This is a genomic window from Intrasporangium sp. (assembly GCF_036566125.1).
In the GTDB taxonomy this organism is placed as follows: Bacteria; Actinomycetota; Actinomycetes; order Actinomycetales; family Dermatophilaceae; genus Intrasporangium.
In genome coordinates, this window is sequence record NZ_DATCWX010000262.1 from 1 (window position 1) to 23,698 (window position 23,698).

The 23,698-nt window shown below is 69.2% G+C and carries 24 protein-coding genes; 14 read left to right on the plus strand and 10 right to left on the minus strand.

Going from position 1 to position 23,698, the window contains the following annotated elements; translation table 11 throughout:
* A partial coding sequence (locus VIR15_RS16130; RefSeq protein WP_331929545.1) for an enoyl-CoA hydratase/isomerase family protein occupies positions 1-738 on the minus strand: 738 nt, incomplete at its 3' end.
* Between the two features lie 140 nt (positions 739-878).
* Here VIR15_RS16130 and VIR15_RS16135 point away from each other — a divergent pair.
* Positions 879-1,052 carry a DUF3117 domain-containing protein gene (locus VIR15_RS16135; RefSeq protein WP_013493416.1) on the plus strand — a complete coding sequence of 58 codons (174 nt, stop codon included), beginning with the start codon at positions 879-881 and terminating at the stop codon, positions 1,050-1,052.
* A gap of 85 nt (positions 1,053-1,137) precedes the next feature.
* Here the strand turns inward: VIR15_RS16135 and VIR15_RS16140 are convergent, their stop codons facing one another.
* Complete coding sequence (locus VIR15_RS16140; protein WP_331929553.1) at positions 1,138-1,761, minus strand: O-methyltransferase; 624 nt, start codon at positions 1,759-1,761, stop codon at positions 1,138-1,140.
* A gap of 188 nt (positions 1,762-1,949) precedes the next feature.
* Here VIR15_RS16140 and sigE point away from each other — a divergent pair, with 188 nt between their 5' ends.
* From sigE to VIR15_RS16160, 4 genes are all read left to right on the plus strand, one after another.
* Positions 1,950-2,624 carry an RNA polymerase sigma factor SigE gene (sigE, locus tag VIR15_RS16145; protein WP_331929555.1) on the plus strand — a complete coding sequence of 225 codons (675 nt, stop codon included), beginning with the start codon at positions 1,950-1,952 and terminating at the stop codon, positions 2,622-2,624.
* A gap of 54 nt (positions 2,625-2,678) precedes the next feature.
* Positions 2,679-3,380: an anti-sigma factor gene (locus VIR15_RS16150; protein WP_331929557.1), complete on the plus strand. Its 702-nt coding sequence runs from the start codon at positions 2,679-2,681 to the stop codon at positions 3,378-3,380.
* Positions 3,377-4,999, plus strand: a complete 1,623-nt coding sequence (locus VIR15_RS16155) for a S1C family serine protease (protein WP_331929559.1) — start codon at positions 3,377-3,379, stop codon at positions 4,997-4,999. The genes VIR15_RS16150 and VIR15_RS16155 overlap by 4 nt, the downstream gene beginning before the upstream one ends.
* Before the next feature lie 69 nt (positions 5,000-5,068).
* Positions 5,069-5,416: a twin-arginine translocase TatA/TatE family subunit gene (locus VIR15_RS16160; RefSeq protein ID WP_331929561.1), complete on the plus strand. Its 348-nt coding sequence runs from the start codon at positions 5,069-5,071 to the stop codon at positions 5,414-5,416.
* A 94-nt stretch (positions 5,417-5,510) separates the two neighbouring features.
* On the opposite strand, the gene VIR15_RS16165 is transcribed toward VIR15_RS16160, so the two are convergent.
* The 4 genes from VIR15_RS16165 to VIR15_RS16180 form a co-directional block, all read right to left on the minus strand.
* A complete protein-coding gene (locus VIR15_RS16165) occupies positions 5,511-6,653 on the minus strand; it encodes an Mrp/NBP35 family ATP-binding protein (protein ID WP_331929563.1) in 1,143 nt (380 codons plus the stop codon).
* A 148-nt stretch (positions 6,654-6,801) separates the two neighbouring features.
* The gene (locus tag VIR15_RS16170) at positions 6,802-7,365 is read right to left on the minus strand and encodes a DUF1003 domain-containing protein (protein WP_331929565.1); all 564 of its coding nucleotides are present in this window, start codon (positions 7,363-7,365) and stop codon (positions 6,802-6,804) included.
* On the minus strand, positions 7,362-8,666 hold the full coding sequence (locus tag VIR15_RS16175) for a magnesium transporter MgtE N-terminal domain-containing protein (protein WP_331929567.1): 1,305 nt from the start codon (positions 8,664-8,666) through the stop codon (positions 7,362-7,364). The genes VIR15_RS16170 and VIR15_RS16175 overlap by 4 nt, the downstream gene beginning before the upstream one ends.
* Before the next feature lie 73 nt (positions 8,667-8,739).
* Positions 8,740-9,297 carry a hypothetical protein gene (locus VIR15_RS16180; RefSeq protein ID WP_331929569.1) on the minus strand — a complete coding sequence of 186 codons (558 nt, stop codon included), beginning with the start codon at positions 9,295-9,297 and terminating at the stop codon, positions 8,740-8,742.
* Between the two features lie 99 nt (positions 9,298-9,396).
* Between VIR15_RS16180 and VIR15_RS16185 the strand changes: the two genes are divergently transcribed.
* Both VIR15_RS16185 and VIR15_RS16190 read left to right on the plus strand, forming a co-directional pair.
* Positions 9,397-10,449, plus strand: coding sequence for an HpcH/HpaI aldolase/citrate lyase family protein (locus tag VIR15_RS16185; RefSeq protein WP_331929571.1), 1,053 nt, complete (start codon positions 9,397-9,399; stop codon positions 10,447-10,449).
* A gap of 43 nt (positions 10,450-10,492) precedes the next feature.
* The gene (locus VIR15_RS16190) at positions 10,493-11,398 is read left to right on the plus strand and encodes an HpcH/HpaI aldolase/citrate lyase family protein (protein ID WP_331929573.1); all 906 of its coding nucleotides are present in this window, start codon (positions 10,493-10,495) and stop codon (positions 11,396-11,398) included.
* A gap of 153 nt (positions 11,399-11,551) precedes the next feature.
* Here the strand turns inward: VIR15_RS16190 and VIR15_RS16195 are convergent, their stop codons facing one another.
* From VIR15_RS16195 to VIR15_RS16205, 3 genes are all read right to left on the minus strand, one after another.
* Positions 11,552-11,734 carry a hypothetical protein gene (locus tag VIR15_RS16195; protein ID WP_331929575.1) on the minus strand — a complete coding sequence of 61 codons (183 nt, stop codon included), beginning with the start codon at positions 11,732-11,734 and terminating at the stop codon, positions 11,552-11,554.
* Between the two features lie 141 nt (positions 11,735-11,875).
* The gene (gene sigJ, locus VIR15_RS16200; RefSeq protein WP_331929577.1) at positions 11,876-12,736 is read right to left on the minus strand and encodes an RNA polymerase sigma factor SigJ; all 861 of its coding nucleotides are present in this window, start codon (positions 12,734-12,736) and stop codon (positions 11,876-11,878) included.
* 7 nt (positions 12,737-12,743) lie between these two features.
* Positions 12,744-13,331, minus strand: a complete 588-nt coding sequence (locus VIR15_RS16205) for a carboxymuconolactone decarboxylase family protein (protein ID WP_331929579.1) — start codon at positions 13,329-13,331, stop codon at positions 12,744-12,746.
* Positions 13,332-13,446: 115 nt separating this feature from the next.
* Between VIR15_RS16205 and VIR15_RS16210 the strand changes: the two genes are divergently transcribed.
* Positions 13,447-14,361: an extensin family protein gene (locus VIR15_RS16210; RefSeq protein ID WP_331929581.1), complete on the plus strand. Its 915-nt coding sequence runs from the start codon at positions 13,447-13,449 to the stop codon at positions 14,359-14,361.
* Positions 14,362-14,619: 258 nt separating this feature from the next.
* A complete protein-coding gene (locus tag VIR15_RS16215; RefSeq protein WP_331929583.1) occupies positions 14,620-14,886 on the plus strand; it encodes a hypothetical protein in 267 nt (88 codons plus the stop codon).
* Between the two features lie 105 nt (positions 14,887-14,991).
* On the opposite strand, the gene VIR15_RS16220 is transcribed toward VIR15_RS16215, so the two are convergent.
* Positions 14,992-15,858: a serine protein kinase RIO gene (locus VIR15_RS16220; protein ID WP_331929585.1), complete on the minus strand. Its 867-nt coding sequence runs from the start codon at positions 15,856-15,858 to the stop codon at positions 14,992-14,994.
* A 240-nt stretch (positions 15,859-16,098) separates the two neighbouring features.
* On the opposite strand from VIR15_RS16220, the gene VIR15_RS16225 reads away from it, so the two are divergent.
* The 5 genes from VIR15_RS16225 (at position 16,099) to VIR15_RS16245 (ending at position 23,697) form a co-directional block, all read left to right on the plus strand.
* Positions 16,099-19,323 carry a DUF7379 domain-containing protein gene (locus VIR15_RS16225; protein WP_331929587.1) on the plus strand — a complete coding sequence of 1,075 codons (3,225 nt, stop codon included), beginning with the start codon at positions 16,099-16,101 and terminating at the stop codon, positions 19,321-19,323.
* A 56-nt stretch (positions 19,324-19,379) separates the two neighbouring features.
* Positions 19,380-20,252 (plus strand): caspase family protein, encoded by an 873-nt coding sequence (locus VIR15_RS16230; RefSeq protein WP_331929589.1) that lies wholly within the window; start codon positions 19,380-19,382, stop codon positions 20,250-20,252.
* 179 nt (positions 20,253-20,431) lie between these two features.
* Entirely contained in the window at positions 20,432-21,631 is a 1,200-nt protein-coding gene (locus tag VIR15_RS16235) for an acyl-CoA dehydrogenase family protein (protein WP_331929591.1), read from the plus strand.
* Positions 21,632-21,671: 40 nt separating this feature from the next.
* Entirely contained in the window at positions 21,672-22,259 is a 588-nt protein-coding gene (locus VIR15_RS16240; RefSeq protein ID WP_331929593.1) for a YflT domain-containing protein, read from the plus strand.
* 397 nt (positions 22,260-22,656) lie between these two features.
* On the plus strand, positions 22,657-23,697 hold the full coding sequence (locus VIR15_RS16245; RefSeq protein ID WP_331929595.1) for a hypothetical protein: 1,041 nt from the start codon (positions 22,657-22,659) through the stop codon (positions 23,695-23,697).
* The last annotated feature ends 1 nt before the right edge of the window (position 23,698 follow it).

Genomic DNA, 23,698 nt, shown 5'->3' on the forward strand with positions numbered 1-23,698 from the left:
GGCCATCAGCTCCGCTTCGTGGGCCAGCGCGTTCGCGAGGTCGGTGCCCGCGCTGACGGCGACGGCGCGACGGATCGACCCGTAGGCGAGCGTCGGACCGGCCGCCAGCGACGTCGCGAGCTCCGTTACGACGCCATCGAACTCGTCCCGAGCGACCACCTTCGACACGAGACCCAGCGCGAGCGCCTCATCGGCCGGAATGGTCCGTGGGAACATGAGCAGGTCCTTGGCTCGAGCCGGTCCGACGAGCCGGGGAAGTGACCACGAGGCACCCGAGTCACAGGAGAGGGCGATGCCGGCGAAGGCGGTGTTGAGCCCTGCGCCCTCGACGATGACCCGGACATCGCAGGCGAGAGCGAAGCTCATCCCGGCGCCGGCAGCGACGCCGTTCAGCGCGGCGACAACCGGCTTGTTCATCGTCGCGAGGAGCATGACGATCTGGTTGTAGTGCTCGGTCACAGTTGTCGCGAGTGAGGTCTCGCCGGAGGAGAGGTCGGCCACGTGCTCCTTGAGGTCCTGGCCTACGCAGAAGGCCCGGCCGTTGCCCGTCAGCACGACACACCGGACCGCGGGGTCGTCCGCTGCCGAGCGCAGCGCGTCGCGCAGCGCCACCTTGAGCGCGCGGTCAAGGGCGTTCATGGCATCGGGGCGGTTGAGCCGAAGCCAGGCCACTCCGTCCGTCACGGTGACGTCGATGGGGCTCGCGGCGGGCTGGGTGGCGGGGTTCGGCTCAGTCATGGCGCCCACTCTGGCCCAATCCCGTTGTCCGGGAAAGTACTGGGCTTCCGACGTGCTCGCCGTCACATCCCGGATTAGGTCCGGCTGACGGGACACGGAATAATGGCTGCAGACCACCCGAATTCAGTGGAAGGGGCACCATGGCAGCAATGAAGCCGAGGACCGGCGACGGACCGCTCGAGGTCGTCAAGGAGGGTCGTGGCATCGTGCTGCGCATGCCCCTCGAGGGTGGCGGGCGACTCGTCGTGGAGATGACGCCGGATGAGGCTGCAGCCCTTCGCGACGCCATCCAAGGGTGCGACGGCGTCAACTGAACCTGCTCGTCCAGCATGCGGCTCCCGGCGACGTCGGGAGCCGTTGCCGTTCCTGCGCCGTCTCGGGCCTCAGCGCCTGAACGCCTCAGCGCTTCACCGCGATCAACAGGCCGTCGCCGACTGGCAGGAGCGACGCGGTGAACCCGTCGTGGTCGCGGATCAGCTTGCCGACCTCGCGCAGCGTCCGCGTCTCGGGGTCCCTCGCGGCAGGGTCCGACTCCTTGTCGGTCCACGTGAGCACGAGGGTGCCGCCGTGGCGCAGCAACCGGGACGCCTGCTGGACGTACTGGGGGTACTCCGCCTTGTCGGCGTCCACCACGACCAGGTCGTAGGCGCTGTCCGTCATCCGGGGCAGGACGTCGAGTGCCCGGCCGGCGATGACGCGCGTGCGCTGGTGAGCGATGCCGGCGGCAGCGAACGCCTCGCGGGCTGCCTGCTGGTGCTCGGCCTCGATGTCGATCGTCGTGAGGATCCCGTCCGGTGGCATCCCGCCGAGGAGCCAGAGACCAGAGACGCCAGTACCGGTTCCAAGCTCCATGACGGCCTTCGCGCCGGTCGCGGCGGTCAGGACGCGGAGAAACCCGCCGGCCCCATTGCCGATCACGTCGACATCGAGTTCCTCCGCACGCCGGTGCGCCGCCTCGATGTGGTCGCTCGGTGTGACGAACTCCTCTGCGTGCGACCAGGCGGCAACCTTGTGCTGGCTCATGGTCGTCACCCTAACGCGGGGGCGTGCACGAGGCTCGGCCCGGGACGCCCGAGGATGCACAGGTCATTCACAGGATCCCGACAGGGCGGAATGACCGCAATTGGCAACGATGAGGGGACAGAGAACGGGAACGAAAGAGACCGGCGCTGCGTTGTGCTGGTCAGTTGCTCGAAAGGTATGGAGATCGCGTGAGTGCGACTGTCTTGACCGAGGGCACCGGCAGCTCCGGTGACCCGCAGCTCGATGCTGCCTCGGGGGCGGTGCGCGACGCAGTCTGGACCCCCCCGACGTGGGAGGAAGTCGTCGAGCAGCACTCGGCGCGGGTCTACCGGTTGGCCTACCGCCTGACCGGCAACCCCTACGACGCGGAGGACCTGACCCACGACGTCTTCGTGCGGGTCTTCCGTTCGCTTCACTCGTACCAGCCGGGCACGTTCGAGGGCTGGCTCCACCGCATCACGACGAACGTCTTCCTCGACAAGATGCGACGCAAGCAGCGCATCCGCTTCGACGCCCTGCCCGAGGACGCGGCCGGTCGCCTGCCGAGCCGCGAGAAGGGGCCGGAGCAGACCTACCACGATGAGCGGTTCGACGACGACGTGCAGCGTGCGCTCGACGCGCTCGCGCCGGAGTTCCGCGCCGCCGTGGTGCTGTGCGACATCGAGGGCCTCTCGTACGAGGAGATCAGCGCGACCCTCGGGATCAAGCTCGGCACCGTTCGCTCGCGGATCCACCGCGGTCGCTCCCAGCTGCGGGAGGCGCTCGCCCACCGGGCACCAGAGGCGACGAAGAAGCCCGAGACGCGCGCCGCCCGACCGAGCCTCCGGCTGCCTGGTCGGCGGGTCCCCGCAGGAGCCCGGTGAGCCTGACGTGAGCGGAGAGCAGGTCCGTCGACGGTCCATGGAGGTGGGCGCCCGGTGACACCCCACCTGCGCGGACACGTCCGGGCCTATGTCGACCGGGCCCTGCCGCCGGCCGTCCTCCACCTCTATGACCGGCATCTCGTCGCCTGCATGGTCTGTCGGTCCGCCGCTGATCAGGAGCGCCGGATCGTCTCCGCCCTCCGGACTGATGCCCGCGACCTGCCCGGTTCGCTCCGGTCCTCCCTCATGAGTCTCGCGTCGGCTCCTGCTGTTGCCGCTGCCGCGCCCACCCCGGCGTCCGGTCCTCGCATCCCGCTCGGGCCGCTCGCCCGGGGAGGCCGCGGGGTCGTTCCCGCGGGAGCCCCCCAGCCGCTCTCGACCGTCCCGCCGACCGCTCCCGCACTGCACCGATCCCCGATGCGCGCGGCCATGATCGCCTCCCTCGCAGCGGGGGCCTCGGTGGCGGCCGCTTGGGGGCTGGCGGTCTCGCCCCTGCCTGGAGGCACAGGGCCGAACCCCCCGTCGGTCGGGGTTCCTGCCGGCGTCGCGGACTTTGGCGCGGCGGTGACCTTTCGGCCCGTGCTGCCGTCGCTGCCCGTGGTGACTCGATCTGAAGCCGTCACTGGGCTGGGCCACAGTGACTCGACGGCGCCACCGCCGTCGTTCTGGGTGGTGTCGACGACGCGCTCGCACGCCGCAGGCGCCAAGGCCCCGGTTCGTATCTTCGTCGTCTCTTCGGCACAATCGGGGCCATGAGCGACGACTCCACCGAGCCGCGATCCCAGGAGCCCAGCGAGGACCGCGGCGCGGAAGTCGACCAGACTGGAGCCATCGGAGTGACTCCGACCCAGCCCATCCCTCGTCGGGGCGACGACTCCGGCGAGGGTGGCTGGTTTTCCCAGTTCAGCGGAGAGCACCCGACCGAGGGACCGGGTGTGCCCAGCCGCGCCGACGCTCCATGGGGCTCCGACCGCGCGGATGCGCTCGCAGAGGAGGCTCATCGCGCCCGGTACGCCGGTCCGCTCAGGTCGGAGGATCCGACCGGCCCTGTCGTGCCGGCAGGTCCGGCTGCCTCCACCGCTCCGGGCACGTCCGAAGACGTGAACCCCTCCCTCCGCAGTGGCCCTTCCGGCCCCTCTAGCCCCTCAGGCCCCGCCAGCGGTCCCGACCCGGACTATCCCGTCGGGGTGCCCTACGCCTACCCGGGGAGTCCCTCGCAGGGCGACGCCCCGTCTCCGGACGATGGCCCACAGCCGGGACCGCTGGGCGCGCCCCTACCGCCCCCCACCCCGACTCGGAGGCGACGACGTGGCCTGCTCGTCGCCGGCGTGGCGGCGCTCTGCCTCGCCTCGGCAGCGGTGGGTGGGGTGGCCGGCCAGGTGCTCGAGGACCGAGTGATCCCCCAACGAAGCACACTGCCGGAGCCTGGCCCCGGTGCGACTGAGCGGCCGACCGGGTCGATCGCCAACATTGCCGCCCGCGTGGTGCCGAGCGTGGTGACCATCAAGGTCGACGCCGGCTCCGAGGGCGCTGGCACGGGATCGGGCTTCGTCATCGACGACCGGGGCCACATCCTGACCAACAACCATGTCGTCGCGGCCGGAGGCGGCAACGGAGTCATCGAGGTCGTCCTCAGCAACGGTGAGACGGAGGACGCCCGGATCGTCGGTCGCGACGTGAGCTACGACCTGGCTGTGCTCAAGATCGAGCGCACGGACCTCACCCCCCTCCAGCTCGGCCCGTCCGAGTCGGTGCTCGTGGGCGATCCCGTCATCGCAGTGGGCGCACCGCTCGGCCTGGAGCAGACGGTCACCTCCGGCATCGTCAGCGCCCTCAACCGCCCCGTCACGCCGGGCGCCGGGAACGAGGCCTCCTTCATCAACGCCATCCAGACGGATGCCGCCATCAACCCGGGCAACTCCGGTGGTCCACTGCTCGACCTGTCCGGCAAGGTGATCGGGGTCAACTCGGCGATCGCCCGGGTCCCCGGCTCGACCTCCGCGACCACCGGCAACATCGGGCTCGGGTTCGCCATTCCGAGCGACCAGGCCCGTCGCACCGCCGACCAGCTCATCGCGACCGGCAAGGCGACGCACCCGATCATCGGCGTCCTCCTGGACCGCACCTTCGCCGGCGAGGGGGCCAAGGTCGAGGACTCCGGCAAGGCCGTCACACCGGATGGCCCGGCGGAAAGGGCAGGCGTCCAGCCGGGAGACGTGATCGTCAGCTTCGAGGGCAAGCCGGTCCGCACCCCGGACCAGCTCATCGTCTCGATCCGGGCTCGTGCGGTGGGTGAGACGGTCACCCTCACCATCGAGCGCGATGGTCAGCAGCGCCAGCTGCAGATGACCTTGGAGGCGGAACCGGACGACTGAGTGCCACACAGCGTACGTATGATGGCGCCGGACGCACGCCGGCGCCACGGCCGGGGAGGATGAGGAAAAGTGTTGGACATCAATGGGTGGGAGTTCCTCCTGCTTGGTGTGCTCGCCATCCTCGTGCTCGGCCCGGAGCGGCTGCCGGAGTACGCCGGGAAGCTCGGGCGCTTCGTGCGTCAGGCCCGCGCCATGGCAGATCGGGCGAAGCAGCAGCTCAAGGACGAGATGGGTCCGGAGTTCTCCGATGTGGACTGGCGCACCTACGACCCGCGTCAGTACGACCCGCGCAAGATCGTGCGCGAGGCGCTCAACTCGCCGCCCGAGCAGGACAGCCCGCCTCCGGTCAAGCCCACGAGCGCTCCCAAGGTGCACGATCCGTCCATCGCGACTCCGTGGGACAGCGAGGCCACCTGACCACGGCCGGATGCCGCTGAGCTCGCTCCCGCACGCCGGTTTCCTGCCAGCCCTCCCGGCCCTGCATGAACTGCCCGCAGGGGCGAAGGTGGCGTCAGCGGCCGGCTGGGGTGAGGCCGAGAGAGCGACCCGCTAGGCCCCTGGCCCGAGTGGCGAGGCCGCGGGCGATGCCGCGCAGGGCAACGCCGGCGGCGGAGTCGGGCGCCCCGAGCACGACCGGGTTCCCCGTGTCGCCGCCCTCGCGGAGCGTCGTGTCCAGCGGGATCTGGCCGAGCAGCGGCACCGTGGCTCCGATGCTGCGGCTCAGCGAATCGGCGACGGCCTGCCCTCCGCCCGAGCCGAAGATCTCCTGGCGCGTGCCGTCCGGCAGCTCGAGCCAGGACATGTTCTCGATGACGCCGGCGATCCGCTGGTGGGTCTGCAGGGCGATGGCCCCGGCCCGCTCAGCCACCTCGGCGGCGGCCTGCTGCGGCGTCGTGACGACGAGGATCTCGGCGGTCGGAATGAGCTGGGCGACCGAGATGGCGATGTCACCGGTGCCGGGCGGCAGGTCGAGCAGGAGGACGTCGATGTCGCCCCAGAAGACGTCGCCGAGGAACTGCTGCAGGGCCCGGTGCAGCATGGGCCCGCGCCAGACGACGGGCTGGTTGCCGGGGACGAACATGCCGATCGAGATGACCTTCACGTCATACGAGATCGGGGGCAGGATCATGTCGTCGACCTGAGTGGGCCGCTGCTCCACGCCGAGCATGCGCGGCACGGAGAAGCCGTAGACGTCCGCGTCCACGACCCCGACGCGCAGCCCCTGCTCGGCCATCGCTGCGGCCAGGTTGACGGTGACCGAGGACTTGCCCACCCCACCCTTGCCCGAGGCCACGGCATAGACGCGAGTGAGAGAGTTGGGCTTGGCGAAGGGGATCTCCTTCTCCGGCGCCCCGCCGCGCAGCTGCTGGCGCAGGGAGGCCCGCTGCTCGTCGCTCATGACGTCGAGGGTGACGTTGACCGACGTGACCCCGGGGAGGGCCTGGAGGGCTGCCGTCGTGTCGCGCGTCAGCGTGTCCTTCATGGGACAGCCCGAGACGGTCAGGTAGATGGCCAGCTCCGCGTGCCCTGTGTCGTCGACCTCGACCGACTTGACCATGCCGAGCTCGGTGATCGGCTTGCGAATCTCTGGGTCGTTGACCTTCGACAGTGCCGTGAGCAAGGTGTCGCGGCTGGGCAGGGCGGGGACAGACATGCCACACATCGTATGCCGCTGGGCTGGCTCGCCCGACCGGGGTGCCGTCCCGACGCCGTGACCTCCACCCCGCAACACACCCGCTCATCGAGTGCCGGACCCTGTTGCAGCAGGGTCCGGCAGTCGGTACGCGGGTGTGTTGCGGGGTCTAGTCGGGGTGGTGCCGTGGCGAGGGCGCTGTGTCGTCGAGAGGGCGGATGATCGCCCGCTCCTCGAGCTCGCCGAGCAGGTCCCGTAGCTCCGACCTGACGAAGTCCCGGGTGGCCTGCTCGCGCATGGCCAGCCGCAGTGAGGCAACCTCGCGGGTGAGGAACTCGGTGTCCGCGAGGTTGCGCTCGTCCCTGGAACGGTCCTGTTCCAACCCCACCCGGTCACGGTCGGCCTGCCGGTTCTGGGCGAGCAGGATGAGGGGGGCGGCGTAGGAGGCCTGCAGGCTCAGCATCAGCGTCAGGAAGATGAAGGGGAACTCGTCGAAGACCAACGACTCCGGAGCGAGCGTATTCCAGGCGATCCACACGGTGACGAAGACCGTCATGCCGATGAGGAACTGCGGCGTCCCCATGAAGCGCGCGAACTTCTCGGACAGGACGCCGAACGCCTCCTCCGAGAGGGTCACCCGGGGTAGGAGCGTGGCGCGCTGCTCGCGCGGTTGGTCGAGCCGGTCCCCCGACGGGAGGGCTCGCGACAGGCGGCGGCTCGGCTGGTCGGTCACGGGTTCACCTCCAGCTCGTGCCGTTCCTCACGCCAGTCCTCGGGGAGGATGTGGTCGAGCACGTCGTCCACGGTGACGGCGCCGAGGAGTCGCCCGTCCTCGTCGACGACGGGCATGGAGACAAGGTTGTACGTGGCCAGCGTCCTCGTGATGATCTCGAGCGACGCGTGCGCCGGCAACGGGTCCATCTCCTTGTCGATGATCGAACCCACGGGGGCGTGCGGCGGGTCGCGGAGCAGGCGCTGGATGTGGACGAGGCCGAGATAGCGACCGGTAGGGACCTCGAGGGGTGGCCGGCACACATAGACCATCGTCGCGAGGGCTGGTGCGAGCTCCTCCCGGCGGACCATGGCCAAGGCCTCGGCGATGGTCGCCTCCGGGGCGAGGATCACCGGCTCGGTCGTCATCATGCCGCCGGCGGTGTTCTCGTCATAGCTGAGGAGGCGTCGTAGGGGGGCGGCCTCGTCGGGCTCCATGAGCTGGAGCAGCTGCTCGGCCTGCTCGGGCGGGAGGTCGGCGAGCAGGTCGGCGGCATCGTCCGGCTCCATCGCCTCGAGCACGTCGGCGGCTCGTTCGGTGGCGAGGCCGGCGATGATCTCGACCTGGTCGTCCTCCGGCAGCTCCTCGAGGATGTCGGCGAGCCGGTCGTCGTCCAGGGCTGCCGCGACCTCGGCTCGCCGCTTCGGGTTGAGGTCGTGGATCACCTCGGCGAGGTCGGCGACCTTCAGATCCTCGTAGGTCTCGAGGAGCCGCTCGGCGCTCTGGGCGGGCGCCTCCTCGTGGAGGCCGACGACGTCGTGGATGTCGACGAGCATCGTCTTGCCGGAGCGTCGACGCGTCAGGCGCGACATGGCCCGGGAGGCCGACGACACCCCGGTCAGCTGACGCACGAACACCTTGACTGCGTACCAGTCACGACGGGCCGACTGCTCGATCGCGATGTCCTCGACGATGGCCCGCGCGAGACCTGCCTCCTCCGCCTCGGGTGTCGTCACGGTGACCGTGCGATCGAACAGCTCGGCGGCGACGAGCGTCTCGTTGGTGCGCTGCTCGAAGCGGCGCATGTTGACCAGTCCGGTGGTGATGACCGCCCCAGCGTCGATCGACGTGACGCGGGTCATCGGCACGAAGACGCGGCGCCTGCCCGGCACCTCGACGACGAGCCCGATCACCCGTGGCTCGGGACGGGCTCGCGTGAACATCACCACGACGTCCCGGACGCGACCCACCTGGTCGCCGAGCGGGTCGAAGACGCTCAGGCCGGTCAGTCGTGCGACGAAGACACGGGTGCTGGCGCTCATGGCCCAAGGCTATTCGGTAGGGACGTGAGGAGTCCGCCGCCACGACGGCGAACCGGTCGGCCCGTCCTCGACCTCAGTGCCGGCGCTGCCCTCGCGACTTCCGGTTGGAGCCGCCCGGAGTGTCGTTGGCGCGTCGTGGGCCCCGGCCCTTCCAGTGCCACGGCCGCCATGAGGTCGTCGTCGCCGTGGTGCGCGCCGGCGCGGCGCGCAGGTCGAGCGCGGTGTAGGCCCCCGGCATCTCGAGAGGGGACCCGAACGGGGTGAGCGCCGTGATGGTGCACTCCCTCGCCCACCTCGTGACGGAGTCGTCCACTGCGTTGAGCCGGGCGGCGCGCAACAGCTCGGCTGCATGGACCCACTCCGGCGAGCCGGGCTCGAGGACGACCGCGTGGGCCCGGGTCGTGAGGATCCGGCCGCCGGTGTCTTTGCTCCGGAGGATGAGGTTGACCTCCTTGGGCAGCCAGGGCAGCGGCTGCTCGCCAGGGCCGCTGACGACAAAGGCCGTGGTCTCGTCCCAGACGTGCCAGGCGGGCCAGGTCCGGTCCTCCGCGACATCGATCCACAACAGCCCCGACTTGCTCATGGCCTCGTTGAGCAGGGCGCTGAGGTTGAGAGGTGGCTGCTCCGTCACAGCGCCCACCCTAGACGGACGTAGCCCGGTGGTGGCCGGCGCTGCGCGAGTGACTGCGGTCATAACGATGTCGCGAAGCGTCACGCTACGTTGGCGCCCATGCGCAGCGCCAAGGACTTCTTCAAGCCCCTCGCGGTGGGGGCGCCGATGCCCATCACCGAGGTACCCGCCCGCCCGAGCCGGATGCTCCACTTCTTCGATCCCAGCAACGAGAAGATGGCGGCCAAGATCCCGGGGATGGTCGGCAGCGTGGACGTGCTCGTCGGCAACCTCGAGGACGCCGTCAAGGCGGACCGGAAGGAGGCGGCGCGCGCCGGGCTGGTCGAGATCGCCAAGGCCACCGACTTCGGCGAGCACACCCAGCTCTGGACGCGGATCAACGCCCTCGACAGCCCTTGGGTCCTCGACGACCTGACGACGCTCGTCACGGAGGTTGGCGACACGATCGACGTCGTCATCGTGCCCAAGGTCCAGGGTGCCGAGGACATCCACTACGTCGACCGCATCCTGGCCCAGCTCGAGGCCCGCGCCGGCCTCACCCGCCCGATCCTCGTCCACGCCATCCTCGAGACGGCTCGCGGCGTGGCGAACGTCGAGGAGATCGCCGGGGCCAGCCCACGCATGCAAGGTATCTCGCTCGGGCCGGCAGATCTGGCGGCGGACCGGCGGATGAAGACGACCCGCGTCGGCGGCGGCCACCCCGGCTACCTCGTGCGCCAGGACCCCGTCGACGGCAACATAGAAGGAGATCGGGCCGTCTTCCAGCAGGACCTGTGGCACTACACGATCGCCCGCATGGTCGACGCCTGTGCGATGCACGGGATCTTCCCGTACTACGGCCCGTTCGGCGACATCAAGGACGTCGTCGCCTGCGAGGACCAGTTCCGTAACGCCTTCCTCCTCGGCTGCGTCGGCGCCTGGTCGCTCCACCCCGTCCAGATCGACATCGCCAAGCGGGTCTTCAGCCCGTCCGCCGAGGACGTCGCGCACGCCCGCCGCGTCAAGGAGGCGATGGGGGATGGCACCGGCGCGGTCATGCTCGACGGCAAGATGGAGGACGACGCGAGCCTCAAGCAGTGCCTCGTCATTCTCGAGCTCGCCGACCGACTCAGCGCCACCGACCCTGAGCTCGCCGAGCTCTACAAGCATTGAGTCGTATGCCGCTCAGCCCGTTCTCGACGAAAGGCGCACTCAGGTGAGCACTCAGTCCCAAGCCAGCCCAGCGGCATACGGCATCTTCCGCCCACGGCGGTCGGTCCTCTACCTGCCAAGCTCCAACGAGCGTGCTCTGGAGAAGGCGAAGACGCTTCCGGTTGATGCGCTGATCCTCGATCTGGAGGATGCCGTCGCGCCGGACGCGAAAGATGCGGCGCGTGAGAACGCCTGTGCAGCAGTCAAGTCCGGAGAGTACGGCAACCGCGAGCTGACGATCCGCGTCAACGGCATCGGCTCGCAGTGGCATGACGCCGACATTGCGGCCGCGTCTGCTGCGGGCCCGGACGCCATCGTCGTCCCCAAGGTCAACTCGGCCGACGAGGTCCGCTTGCTCGTCGCGGCGATGGAGGCCGGGGGAGCGCCGGAGCGCACCAAGCTCTGGGCCATGGTCGAGACCCCGGTCGCGGTCCTGCACGCCGAGGAGATCGCGCGCGCGTCCGATCGGCTCACCTGCTTCGTCATCGGGACGAACGACCTCTACAAGGAGCTCGGCGCGCACTACCGGCCCGGTCGTGCGGCGGTCCAGACGAGCCTGCAGCTCATCGCCCTTGGCGCCCGTGCCGGCGGTGTCTCCGTCGTCGACGGGGTCTTCAACAACGTCAAGGACGACGAGGGCTTCCGTGCGGAGGCGGAGCAGGGGCGCGAGCTCGGGTTCGACGGCAAGACGCTCATCCACCCGGGCCAGGTCGACGTGGCCAACGAGGTGTACGGCCCGAGCCCCGATGAGATCGCGGACGCGCGCGCCGTCATCGAGGCGTTCGAGGCGGCCAAGGCAGAAGGCAAGGGAGTCGCCACGCTGAACGGACGCCTCATCGAGAATCTCCACGTCGACACCGCCAAGAAGGTCCTCGCGACCGCGGCCGCCATCGAGGCACGGACCTCCTGACGTCAGCCCAGGCGCTCGAACGCCTTCGAGAGCAGCCTGGTCACGTCGACGGAGTCAGATGTGGTGGACTTGTGCGACTCCCAGATGACGACGAGGGAGACCCGGTCGTCGTTGCGAGCCACGGCGAGCAGCTGCGCGGCAGCGGACTCAAGGTCATGACTGCGGACGCGACCGGCACCGATGAGTCGGGCCTGAGACCCGGAAGGCGAACCAGTGTGCGATGGCGAGTCCCACCGAGACGCCCCAGATGATCCCGACGACAGGGAGGTGTCCGGCCGCCGTCTCCGGCAGGGCGAAGAGCGCGGCGAGCAGGCAGATGGCCACGTAGAGCGCCATCGTGAACGCGGTCTTTGCGCAGCTCGACGCGGTGGTCGGCGATCGTGGCCATCTCGTCGTGCGGATCCGTCATGGCGCCCCCTTTCCGCCGTTCTCAATCCTGTGGATGGGACGGACCCACGCTATCCGGACCGTGGCCTCTCACACTGCGGTCAGCTTCTCCGGGTTGCGGATCGAGTGCACCGCAGTGATCCGTCCATCCTCCACCGTCACGAAGTAGACGGAGTCGACGCCGTCCGGCCCCACGGCCACGACGGCCGGTTCGCCATTGAGCGTGCGGATCTCGGGCTTGAGGCTGGCCACCTGGGGGTCACTGAGGACTCCGAGGATCCAGCGGATCACCTTCTCGGACGAGTGGATCGGGCGCAGGGCAGCTCGCCGGAACCCGCCGCCGTCGGTGACGAGCGTGACGTCGGGGGAGAGGACGGCGACGAGCTCGGCCACGTCGCCGGACAAGGCTGCGTTCAGGAATCTTTCGATGACGGCCCGGTGGCGGCTCTTCTCGACGACCTGACGCGGGGTACGGGCGGCGAGATGGGCCCGTGCCCTCGTGACGAGCTGACGCACGGACGCCGGCGAACGTCCCAGTGCCTCGGCCACCTCGGGCGACTTCATCGCGAACACGTCGGTCATGACGAACGCCGCGCGCTCGAGCGGTGTCAGCGACTCGAGGACGATGAGCATCGCCATGGAGACCTCGTCGGCGAGCTCCGCCGCCCGTGCCGGGTCATCGGTTGCGGTCGCGACGGGCTCGGGCAGCCACGGCCCGACGTAGGTCTCGCGGCGGGCCTTGAGCTCGCGCAGCTTGTTCAGCGCAAGCCGTGACGTGATCGTCACCAGGTAGGCGCGGGCGTCGTCCACGGTGTCCGGGTCGACCGTGCTCCACCGGATCCAGGCCTCCTGGACGACGTCCTCGGCGTCGGTGCGGGTCCCGAGGATTCGGTAGGCCGCCCCCTCGAGGAGCCTGCGGTGCTCCTCGAAGGCCGTCTGCGTGTCGGTCATCGGTCGGTCATCGGCTGGGCACCTCACAGTGGTCCTTGAAGCCCTGGCTCGTCAGTCCGAGCGCAGCGTTGGTGCGTGATCGCAGGTTCTCCAGAGCGATCATGGCAGTCAGCTCGACGAGCTGCTCGTCGGTGAGCGACTCGCGCAGGCCCTCGACCATCTCGTCGGTCACGCTCGGCGGGGTCGTCGTCATGGCCTCCGCGTACTCGAGCACCTGGCGCTCCAGCGACGTGTACGCGTCGCTGGCCCGCCAGTCCGCCAGCCCCTCGAGCTTGGCCGGGTCCATGCCTCGGTTGTGCGAGAGGAAGTAGCCGAAGTCGATGCACCAGCTGCACCCGATCTGTGCGCTGACGGCGAGCTCGGCGAGTTCGCGGACGTCCGGGTCCAGGCTCGACCACCTCGGGGCCGTCAGTTCCAGCAGGCCCATCGACGTCAACACTCTCCGGTTGTGCATCATGGCGAGGACCGGCTCGAGCATGTCGCCGTAGCGCCGCTTGCTCCACCAGCGGGCGAGGCGCAGGAAGGGTGTGTTGGGGTGCTCCAGGGGAATCCGCGCGGTGCGAGCCGAAACGGTGACGGGTGACGTGGTTGTCATGGGGTCCTCCTTGGTCGACTGCTTCTCATGAGGAGGACACGCGCAACCGACGAACTGTGACATCACCGTGAGGTTCACGGGGAAACCTCGGCAGCGCTCGTGACGTTGACCTGACGTGAGCGAGACCCGTGAGCGGCAACCCGCGCCCGGCCAGAGCGGCCGAGGCGAGGCCGCCGACGGCGCGCCCCCCGCGCGTCGGTCGCCACGCATCAGCCGTCGTGGCTTCCTCGTGCTCGGTGGTGCAGGCATCGCGACCGCTGCCGCTGGGACGCTTGCCATCAAGGGCGACCTGCCCGGCCTTCCGGAGATCCCGGGCCTGCTGGAGCCGACCCCGCGGGAGGTGTTCGCCGACCCGGTTCCGGTCGACTACACGGATCTGCAGGCGCGCACCCGAGTCGGCCCAGCGGCATACGTCTATGAGATCTCGGGCCGGCCGGCCACCTACTACGTCGACGCGGCGTTCGGGGAGCGCCTCGACGCCTGGCTCGCACTGCACCGGCTGTACACCGGGCAGGCACCCGACGCGGTCCGCTCGTACGGCGCCTGGGTCCGAGGCAGGCCCCGCTCCTGGCACAGCTCGGGGCAGGCCTTCGATCTGGCCCGGCTCAGGGCCGACGGCAGGGACCTCGTGTCCCTGCGCTACGACCAGTGGCGGGACGTTCCGGCGTCCGAGTTGCGACGCCGCCTCAGCGCCTACTGGAGGGTGGCCGCCGGCCTGCATCACGAGTTCGCCGACGTCCTCACCTATCTCTACGACGACGCGCACGCCAACCACATCCACGTCGACACGGGCCGGTTCGGTCCCGAGCGGCCGAGGCTGATCCGGCGGTCGCGAGTGCAGGTCCAGGCGGTGCAGGCCATGTGCCGGCACGTGTGGGGGCGCACCGACGTCGAGATCACCGGGGAGTGGGACGATGCCACGCGAGCTGCGACGGGCGTGATTCTGGAGCGCGTCGGTGGACCGGGTGAGCTCCAGGAGAGCCGTGAGGCGTGGCAGTCGTTCATGGTGGCGACGATGAGGCAGGTCTGAGTCTTGCCGGTGTGATGCGAGCCCACGGACTGCTTCGGAGTTGACGGGGGCCCTTTGCCGGGCAACGCGATTCGCAGACAAGACCCCCTGCGTGGGCCAACGCGGGGTGCGCTAATCTTCGTCCGGCCGCCTCATCGGGACGCGGCTTCGTCCGACAGGGGGGCTCGGGTGCGAAGCGCGCGGGACGTCGTGCACTTCTCGTCAAGCTTGGACGTCCGGGCCATTGCTGGGAGTTGGGCGACCGACCACGGTTACCGGATGCTCGGGATGTCGAGTGCGGGGGTCGTCTACGGCAAGCGGGCCCAGCTCGTCGCGCTGCCCGTCATGGTCGAGCTCGCCAGCCGTGACAGGGCGCACACGCTCTCCTGCTGGGGGCGCCTGAACCGGCTCCTCGTGACGCGGGACATCAGCCTCACCGACGCGGCGCGGGCCGGGCGCACCCACCGCACCCGGGCGCAGCGCGAGATCAACGAGCTGCTCTGGGCGCTCGGCGCGCCTCCCCTGGGTGGCTCGCGCCAACCCTGACCGGGCCTCTCCACCGCAACACACCCGCTCACCGATCGCTTACCTCGTCTGCAGCCGAAGGGAGCACTCGGTAAGCGGGTGTGTTGTGGGAGGGTCTGCGACCGGTCACCAGCGGGAGGTGGCCGCGGCGACGAGGTCACCGAAGAAGTGCCCTGTGTCGACCTCGAAGCCGCGCCTCGTGAACCAGTCGGCCATGTTGCGCGCGTCCCGCTCGAGGAACTCCAGCCCGTGCGGGTTGCCGATGACGTCGACGACCTGCGGCCAGTCGATGATGACGAGTCGGGGGTCATCGCCCGCCACGGTGGGCCGCTCGTCAAGCAGGACGTTGTACGGCGACAGGTCCCCGTGGGCCCAGCCCAGCTCCGCCAGGCGCAGCATCGCCTCGCGAAGCTGCTCGAAGAGGCGAGGCAGCACGTCGCGACCCGGGCGGGTCTGGGCCAACCGCGGCGCAGCATCGCCGTCCGGCGTCGCGATGAACTCCATGAGCAACTCGTCGTCGCTCATCTGCACCGGGTAGGGGACCGGCAGGCCGTCCCGCCAGAGCCGGGCCAGCGTCTCGAACTCGGCGAAGGCCCACAGGCCGCTGATCAGCTCCTTGCCGAAGGACGTTCGGGTCGCCATGGCACGCGTCTCACGCGACTTGCGGACCCGTCTGCCCTCGAGGTATCCGGCGTCGCGGTGGAAGAGCCGGTGCTTGCTCGAGCGGTAGCGCTTGCCCGCCATGAGGACGTCCCGACCGGGATCACCGGGGATCCATCGCCGGACGAGGTGGACGTCCGCCTCCTTGCCCGTCTTGAGCACGCCGAGATCCTCCTCGACGGCGCCGAGGTCGGTGATGATCCAGTCAGGCCTGGGCTTGGGCCCGTGGCTGGCGCTGTCCCAGCTCGACCAGCGATCGCCCTCGGGCGGTGCATCCGGGTTGGTGTCTACTGCGAAGGATGAGTCATCCTTGTGAAAACGGTTGAAAGACAAGAGAACTCCAAGGAAGTGGTGGATGTGGGCAGGGATGCCCGGACCGTGATGGACATGTCACCCTCCTTGGACTCGTGCAGCGGCTCCCAGGGCCGGTGCGGTTGCATCGAGGTTGCCCCCTGACGCGGGCGACGCGCAAACGGTTTTCGGCGCTCGTTCTCGGCGATTCTGTATCAGCGGCAGGGGGCTCGGCTCTACGGTGAAATGTGAGCGATCGCGATTGAGCCAAGAGGGAGCCGTATGCCGCCCACCTCCTTCGCCAGTGAAGGTGTCCGAGTCGTCGTGCCTCGCTCCTACGACGTGCGGGAAGCCTCGCGCGCGCGTGCGCTTCCCGGCGAGCCGGGCTTCGAGCAGCAAGTCGCCAAGGATGCGATCGTCGCCTCGCTGGAGGACAGCGGTCTCCTGACCATGCAGCGTCTCGACCTCTCACCGCGGCGCGATCGGGGGCTGCCGGGGACAGCTCCCGGCCGTCCCTCTCGAGCGATGGCGATGGTCGAGGTCGATGTCGGGTCGGAGGAGGACGCGGTCGTCCTCCTCGAGCGAGACGGCGTGTACTCCTGGCACCTGCCGGTCGACGCCGGCCACCGCACGCGATCGATCGACCTCGGCCCGCGTACTGCGCGCTTCACCATCGACCTGGTCGAGGATGGGCGAGCGAGAGGCCGAAAACGGCCGGCGCGGCACCAGGTGCGCACCCGCGGACTGCTCGGAGACGTCGTCAAGGGCCCGGTCCAGGCCATCGTCTTCCGGTTCGCTGCACCTCTCGTCGTCGGCAAGGCGATCGAGAAGATGGAGGAGCATGTCCGTCCAGGGTTGGTGCACATCACCGACACCGATCTCGGCTCCTGGCGACGGATCGACCGACTGGATGAGCTCCACCTCCCGACCGACCGTCCCGTCCGCATCCTGCTGTTCATCCATGGCACGTTCTCGTCCACGGCCGGTGGCTTCGGCGCGATCACCTATGACGAGAACGCCATGGGACTGCTCCGCACCGCCATCGCTGCGTATGACGCGGTCATCGGCTTCGACCACCGGACGCTGAGCGTCGATCCCCGCGAGAACGCCAAGGACCTCCTCGAGCGGCTGAGCACGCACCAGCCCGACGACGAGTTCGTCATCGACATCATCACGCACAGCAGGGGCGGCCTGACGACGCGCAGCCTCGCGGAGTACGAGCTGCCCCGCTCGAGCTGGCCGGGGCGGGTCGACCGGATCATCTTCGTCGCGGCGACGAACGGCGGCACGCACCTTGCCGATCCCGACCGGTGGCACGACCTCATCGATCTCTACACCAATCTCGTCAGCGTGGGCGCTGGTGCCCTGGCCGCCATTCCCGGCGGTGCGCCCGTGGCTGCGGTGGTCGCTGGAGTCGTCAAGGGCATCGGTGCGCTCGTCAAGTACCTCGTGTCCTACCTCGGTGAGGACAACGGTGTACCCGGGCTCGCCGCAATGATGCCGAGCGGCCCGTTCGTCACAGACCTCAACAAGGTGCAGCCGAAGCAGCCCGAGCCGGGGACGAACTGGTTCGTCATCGCCTCCAACTTCCACGTCGAGCTCCTCGACGACTCCCACCGGCCGCCCGAGTTCCCTCGCGAGCTCGTCGTCAGGTTGGCGGAAGGCTTTGTCGACGACCTGTTCAAGGGCGAGAACGACCTCGTCGTCGACACGGCCTCGATGAGCGCCATCGGACTACCCACCGGCGGTTTCGTCGCTGAGGTCCGGCTGTTCGAGACGAACGACCGGATCTACCACACCAACTACTTCAGCCAGGTCGAGGTCATCGAGGCGATCGGCGGCTGGCTTCCGCTCGGGATGGGGGCGGGCGGCGAGCCCGAGGCCATGCCCATGCCCGAGCCGGAGCCCATGCCTGAGCCGCCCAGCCGGGACCTGCCGATGGCCCCGCCGCCACCGTTCCCACCCCCCGTTCCGGAGGCCGGTCCGCCAGAACCCGCCCCGGCACAGGCCACCGTTGCCGCGGAGATGCCGGCGACCGTCGTCGCCAGGGAGGCGTTCGAGGTCTGCGTCACGCTGTCTCGCAAGGACATCGAGGCGGGCGAGGGGATGGTTCACGCCTCCGCGAAGGTCGCCGTCGAGGCCGAGCGACCGGTCTCGGTCCAGGTCGTCGGGAAGTCGAACGCGGAGGTAGTCGGCTCCGACTCCGACATCCTCGGGCTCCCGCTCGGCGGCGGGGAATCGTCCGTTCCCTTCACCGTGCGCGCGCTGTCGACCGGGCCCGTCGTGGTGCACGCCATCGTCCGGCAGGGATGGGTGCCGCTGGCGACCCTCTCCCTCGAGGCGAAAGCGGTCTCCCGAGCGGCCCTCGGCGCGCCGGCACCGCCGGCACGCGCCCAGATCCATACCGGGATCGACGCGCCCGAGCTCGACGGCCTGCCGTGCCTCGACATCATCGAGAGCGCCCAACCCGACGGCTCGGTCATCTACAAATACGCCGTCCGGATCGAGCAGGACGGCCAACCGGTCGCCTTCCAGTCCCTGCCCATCGTCGACCGTGCGCGGACCATGGCGGCCTTCCTCGATGAGGTCCAGGAGATCGTCGGTGCCGACCTGAGCGAGGCGCAGGTGCTGCGACGTCTGCAGGACATCGGCACCCGGCTCTACGACCTGCTGCTGCCGGAGGACATGCAGGCCTACCTCTGGGAGCATCGCAACCAGATCGGCGACCTCATCGTCTACGCCGACGAGCCGTACGTCCCTTGGGAGCTCGTGCATCTCAAGCCACCAAGGGGACCGCGCCAGCAGAAGCCCCGTTTCCTCGCGCAGGGCGGGCTGGTGCGATGGCGTCTCGGCAGCTTCCCGCCGAAGGAGATCCGGATCCGCGAGGGTCGCGCCAGAACGCTCATCCCCGACTACCGCGACCCGAGCTTCGTCCTGTCCGAACCGGTTCACGAGGAGCGCTACCTCGCGGAGCACTTCGGAGCCAGCCCGGTCCGTGCGACACCGACAGGGGTGCTCCAGCTGTTGCGAGGCGGCCGCTTCGACCTGCTCCACTTCTCTGGCCACGGCGCCGCGGACCTGGAGGACATCCTCGGTGCCCGCATTCTGCTCCAGGGCCGCAAACGGGGACGGAACGTCGAGCCGCAGTTCCTCTCCGCTACCGAGGTGAGCGAGAACGCCCGGTGGGCCCGCCCGGGTGAGGCGGGGCCGGTCGTGGTCCTCAACGCGTGCCAGACCGGTCGCGAGGGGATCCTGCTCACGACGGCGGGCGGATTCGCCGATGCCTTCCTGGACGCCGGAGCGTCCGCGTTCGTCTCCTGCCTCTGGTCGGTCCACCAACAGCCCTCGCGCGCGTTCGTCGAGAAGCTCTACGACGAGCTGCTGGACGGGACGCCCATGGCGGTGGCCACCGCGAGAGCGCGCCAGGCGGCCCGAGAGCAGGGGGATGCGACCTGGCTCGCCTTCGTCGTCTACGCACGTCCCGACGCCGTGCTCAGGCGTTCGTGAGGCGGCCCAACCAAGCGACGACGATCAGCAGCAGCTCAACAGGAAAGGATCTGGCCATGGCACGCAGCGCCGTCTGTGTCGGCATCAACGAGTTCAAGCACCTCCCGATGAGCAGCTGGCTGGCGGGATGCGTCAACGACGCGAACGACATCTCGGCCGCGCTCAAGAAGTTCGGCTTCACGTCGCGCACGATGACGGTGCTGCGCGATTCGGAGGCCACGAAGAAGGCGGTCATGGGCGCCCTCACTGCGATGGTCGACAAGGCCAAACCGGGTGACCATCTCGTCTTCTCGTTCTCGAGCCACGGCACGCAGGTCCCGAACCAGCCCGGAGAGACGGATGAGCCCGACGGACTTGATGAGGTCTTCGCCTGCTACGACATCAAGCGGGCTGGCGACCAGTGGGACCGCAACACCGTCATCTCGGACGACGAGCTGCACGACCTGTTCCAGCGCGTGCCCGAGGGGGCGCTCCTGGAGGTGCTCCTGGACACCTGCCACAGCGGCACCGGCCTCAAGGACCTCGAGGAGCTCCAGCTGGCCATGACCCTTGGGCGCAAGCCCCGATTCCTGCCGCCGCCAACCCCACGCGGGCTCGACCGCGCCCGCGCCATTCGCGAGCACACCCCTGCCCGGACGGTCGACCGGAAGGCCCTCGTCGAGCTGACCAAGCGGGGCAAGGGCGCCAGACCAGTCCTTTTCGCGGCCTGCAGGCCGGACCAGACCGCCTCGGATGCGACCTTCGAGGGCCGTCCGAACGGCGCGTTCACCCACCTGTTCCTGCAATCGCTGAAGGACCGCCCAGATGCGACCCGAGCAGCCCACCTCAAGGCGGTTCATGCCGGTCTCAAGGTGGAGCAGTTCGAGCAGCGCTCGACCCTTGAGGGCACTGTCAAGGCGAAGAAGGTGGGGTTCGGCGCTCTCTGGTGACCGTGGCCAGACAACCCGAACCAGGAGCCGCATGGCGGCGGTGACGTTGCCCACACGACCGAGCCCCGAGCCGTTGCAGGTGGGACGGCTCACACGAGGAGCCGTGTCCCGGGAAGCGAGCTCAGCGGCATACTCGGACAAGTTGTTGACCCAGCCCGAGCGCAAGGTGGCGATCTCGCATGTCCCGACTCCAGCAGACCGAAGGCCTCACGGAGGAGCAGACCGAGCTGCTCAGCCTCGTCCGTGAATTCGTCGACGAGCAGATCCTCCCCGTCGCGACCGACCTCGAGCACAAGGACGAGTACCCGCAGGCGATCGTCGACCAGATGAAGGAGATGGGGATCTTCGGACTGATGATCCCCGAGGAGTACGGCGGCCTCGGTGAGTCGCTGCTGACCTACGCGCTCTGCGTCGAGGAGATCTCGCGCGGGTGGATGTCGGTGAGCGGCATCGTCAACACCCACTTCATCGTCGCCTACATGATCCTCCAGCACGGCACCGAGGAGCAGAAGCAGCGCTACCTGCCGAAGATGGCCACGGGGGAGGTCCGCGGCGCCTTCTCGATGTCAGAGCCGGGTTGCGGCTCAGACGTGGCCGCCATCAAGAGCAGGGCGGTCAAGGGTGACGACGGTGACTGGACGATCAACGGGCAGAAGATGTGGCTCACCAACGGCGGCTCGGCCAACCTCGTCGCCGTCCTCGTCAAGACCGACACCGGTGCGGACAGCGTCTACCGGAACATGACGACCTTCCTCATCGAGAAGGAGTCCGGCTTCGGCGAGACGGCCCAGGGCATCACGGTGCCCGGCAAGATCGAGAAGATGGGCTATAAGGGGGTCGACACGACGGAGCTCATCCTCGACAATCATCGGACCAGCTCCGCCCAGATCCTGGGTGGCGAGCCGGGCAAGGGCTTCTACCAGATGATGGACGGCGTCGAGGTCGGCCGGGTCAACGTCGCTGCGCGCGGCTGTGGCGTCGCGCGGCGCGCGTTCGAGCTCGGCATCGCGTACGCCCAGCAGCGGGAGACCTTCGGCAAGAAGATCGTTGACCACCAGGCTGTCCTCTTCCGCCTCGCCGACATGGCCGTCAAGGTGGAGGCCGCCCACGAGATGATGGTCAAGGCTGCACGCAAGAAGGACTCCGGCGAGCGCAACGACCTCGAGGCCGGCATGGCGAAGTACCTTGCCTCGGAGAACTGCGCCCAGGTCGTCGAGGGCAGCTTCCGGATCCACGGCGGCTACGGCTACTCGAAGGAGTACGAGATCGAGCGGCTCTATCGCGAGGCGCCGATGCTGCTCATCGGCGAGGGCACGGCCGACATCCAGCGGATGATCATCGGTCGACGCCTCGTCGAGGACTACCGACTCAAGTCATGAGGTCCCGCGGCGTGGACGTGGGAAGTGCGAGGATGAGGTCATGAGCCTGCAACCGAAGGGTCCGGGTGGGCGCCCGGGCTTCGCGACCCTGTCCCTCGACTACCCGATGTCGCTCGGCACGTTCGACAAGTACGAGGACGCGCAGAAGGCCGTCGACACCCTGTCGGACAGTGGATTCCCGGTCGAGAACTGCCTCATCGTCGGCACGGAGCTCAAGCAGGTCGAGCGCGTCACGGCGCGGCTGACGTGGGGTCGGGTCGCACTGGGTGGAGCACTGTCGGGGCTGTGGCTGGGACTCTTCGTCGGGTTGATCTTCTCGCTGTTCAACCCACCGACGAGCGCCTTCTCGCTGCTGTTGGCCACCGCCCTCTGGGGTGTCCTGTTCGGTCTCATCTGGTCGCTCGTCGGCTATGCGTTCACGCGTGGCACCCGTGACTTCTCATCCGTGAGCCAGGTCGTCGCGACCAAGTACGAGGTCTTCACCGAGCACAAGTTCGCGCAGCAGGCGCGCGAGATCCTCGGGAAGGTCGGCATCCACTCGAGCGGGTTGACCGGCTATGGCGCGCCGACCGCGCCCTCGCCCACCGAGGTGCCGCCACCGCCCCCGGCGGACCGCACGGACGGCTGAGCCCCAGCACGGCCAGTTCCATCCAGTGGTCGTATGCCGCTGAGCCCGCTCCCGCGGGCCGGCCCGGTCCCAGCCCAACCGCTCCCACCCCGCCCGCTCCCAGCCCGCCGGCTACCAGACAGCGCAACACACCCGCTTGCCGACTGGTCGCACCTGCTGCAACTCGGGGTGGCAGTCCATAAGCGGGTGTGTTGCGGTGGGATGCAACGTTCTGGACGCACGAGGGGTCTTCGTCGGTGAGGATCCAACCCGGAGGTCTGCCATGCCAGTACGGTCACGCCGTCTCGTCTCCGCCATCGGTGGCCTCGGTGTCGCAACGGTGCTTGCCGCCTGTGCGAACCCGGCCGCGACAGGCCCAGGCGGGACAACCCCGTCGACGGTCGGGCCGGTGCGGAGCGTGACCGCCCAGCCCGTCGCCGCTGATGGTGCGCTCGAGTGTCCCGCGACGATCACCGACCAGGATGGGATGACGGTTCCGGAGAAACCCCAGGGCATCGACGGCAACGCCCGCCTGTTACCGGACCGGGAGCCCGAGTCGCTCGTCGTGTGCAGCTATCCGGTCCTGGACATGGTCAGCGGCTCGCTCACTTCACCCTTCCGGCTCAAGACCCGCACGGTGGTGTCCGCCAGCGAGCGGTCCGAGCTGGTCGAGCTGCTCACCTGGGCTCCGCTGGACAACCTGCGGTCCAAGGCGTGCACCGCCATGGGCGGGGACGAGACCGTGCATCTCATCGGGTCGCGCTACCCGGACGCGATCGTCTGGGTGGCCGCCAAGGCGGATCCCAACGGGTGCTCGAAGTCGACCAACGGTGACTTCGTGTCGCCCGCTGCGGTGGGTTCCCGACTGGATGGGATCGTCGGGGGACAGCCCCGTGGCGACGCAACGCCGAGGGGAGCCTGCGCCAGCTGGGGCTTCGGTCGGCTCGGCGACCACCTGTCGCTGGCGCCCGAAGGGGATCCGCGGGTTACCGTCTGCCGCAATCGGGCCAACGGGACCGAGCAGCCGACCCGGCTGTCCGCCGAGCAGAGTCGCGAGGTGGTGGGAGCGCTGCGCGGCCTCACCGTCGGGCTGAGCGACTCCGGCTGCTCGAACACGGGTGACGACTACTCGCGGCAGTTTCGGCTCGTCCTCAACTATGCGGAAGGGCCTGCCGTCTGGGTCAACGTCTCCCCGACATGCACACCGCAGGCGTTCGGGAGCGGGTTGGCCGCGGAGGACGCCGGCTCGGTCATCGACCTCGTCGAGCAGTGGAGCCCGCCCATCCCGGGACCCGATCCAGATCAGCCGGTCTCGTCCGACGGTTCCAGCGGCTCCAGCGGCACTACTGGCAAGGGTGGCTCGGGCGCGCCAGCTGACCCCGGCACGCCGGTCCCACCGGTGGCTCCACGCAACCAGAATCCCTACCCACCGGACGTGACCGTCACGACGGTGCCCTGAG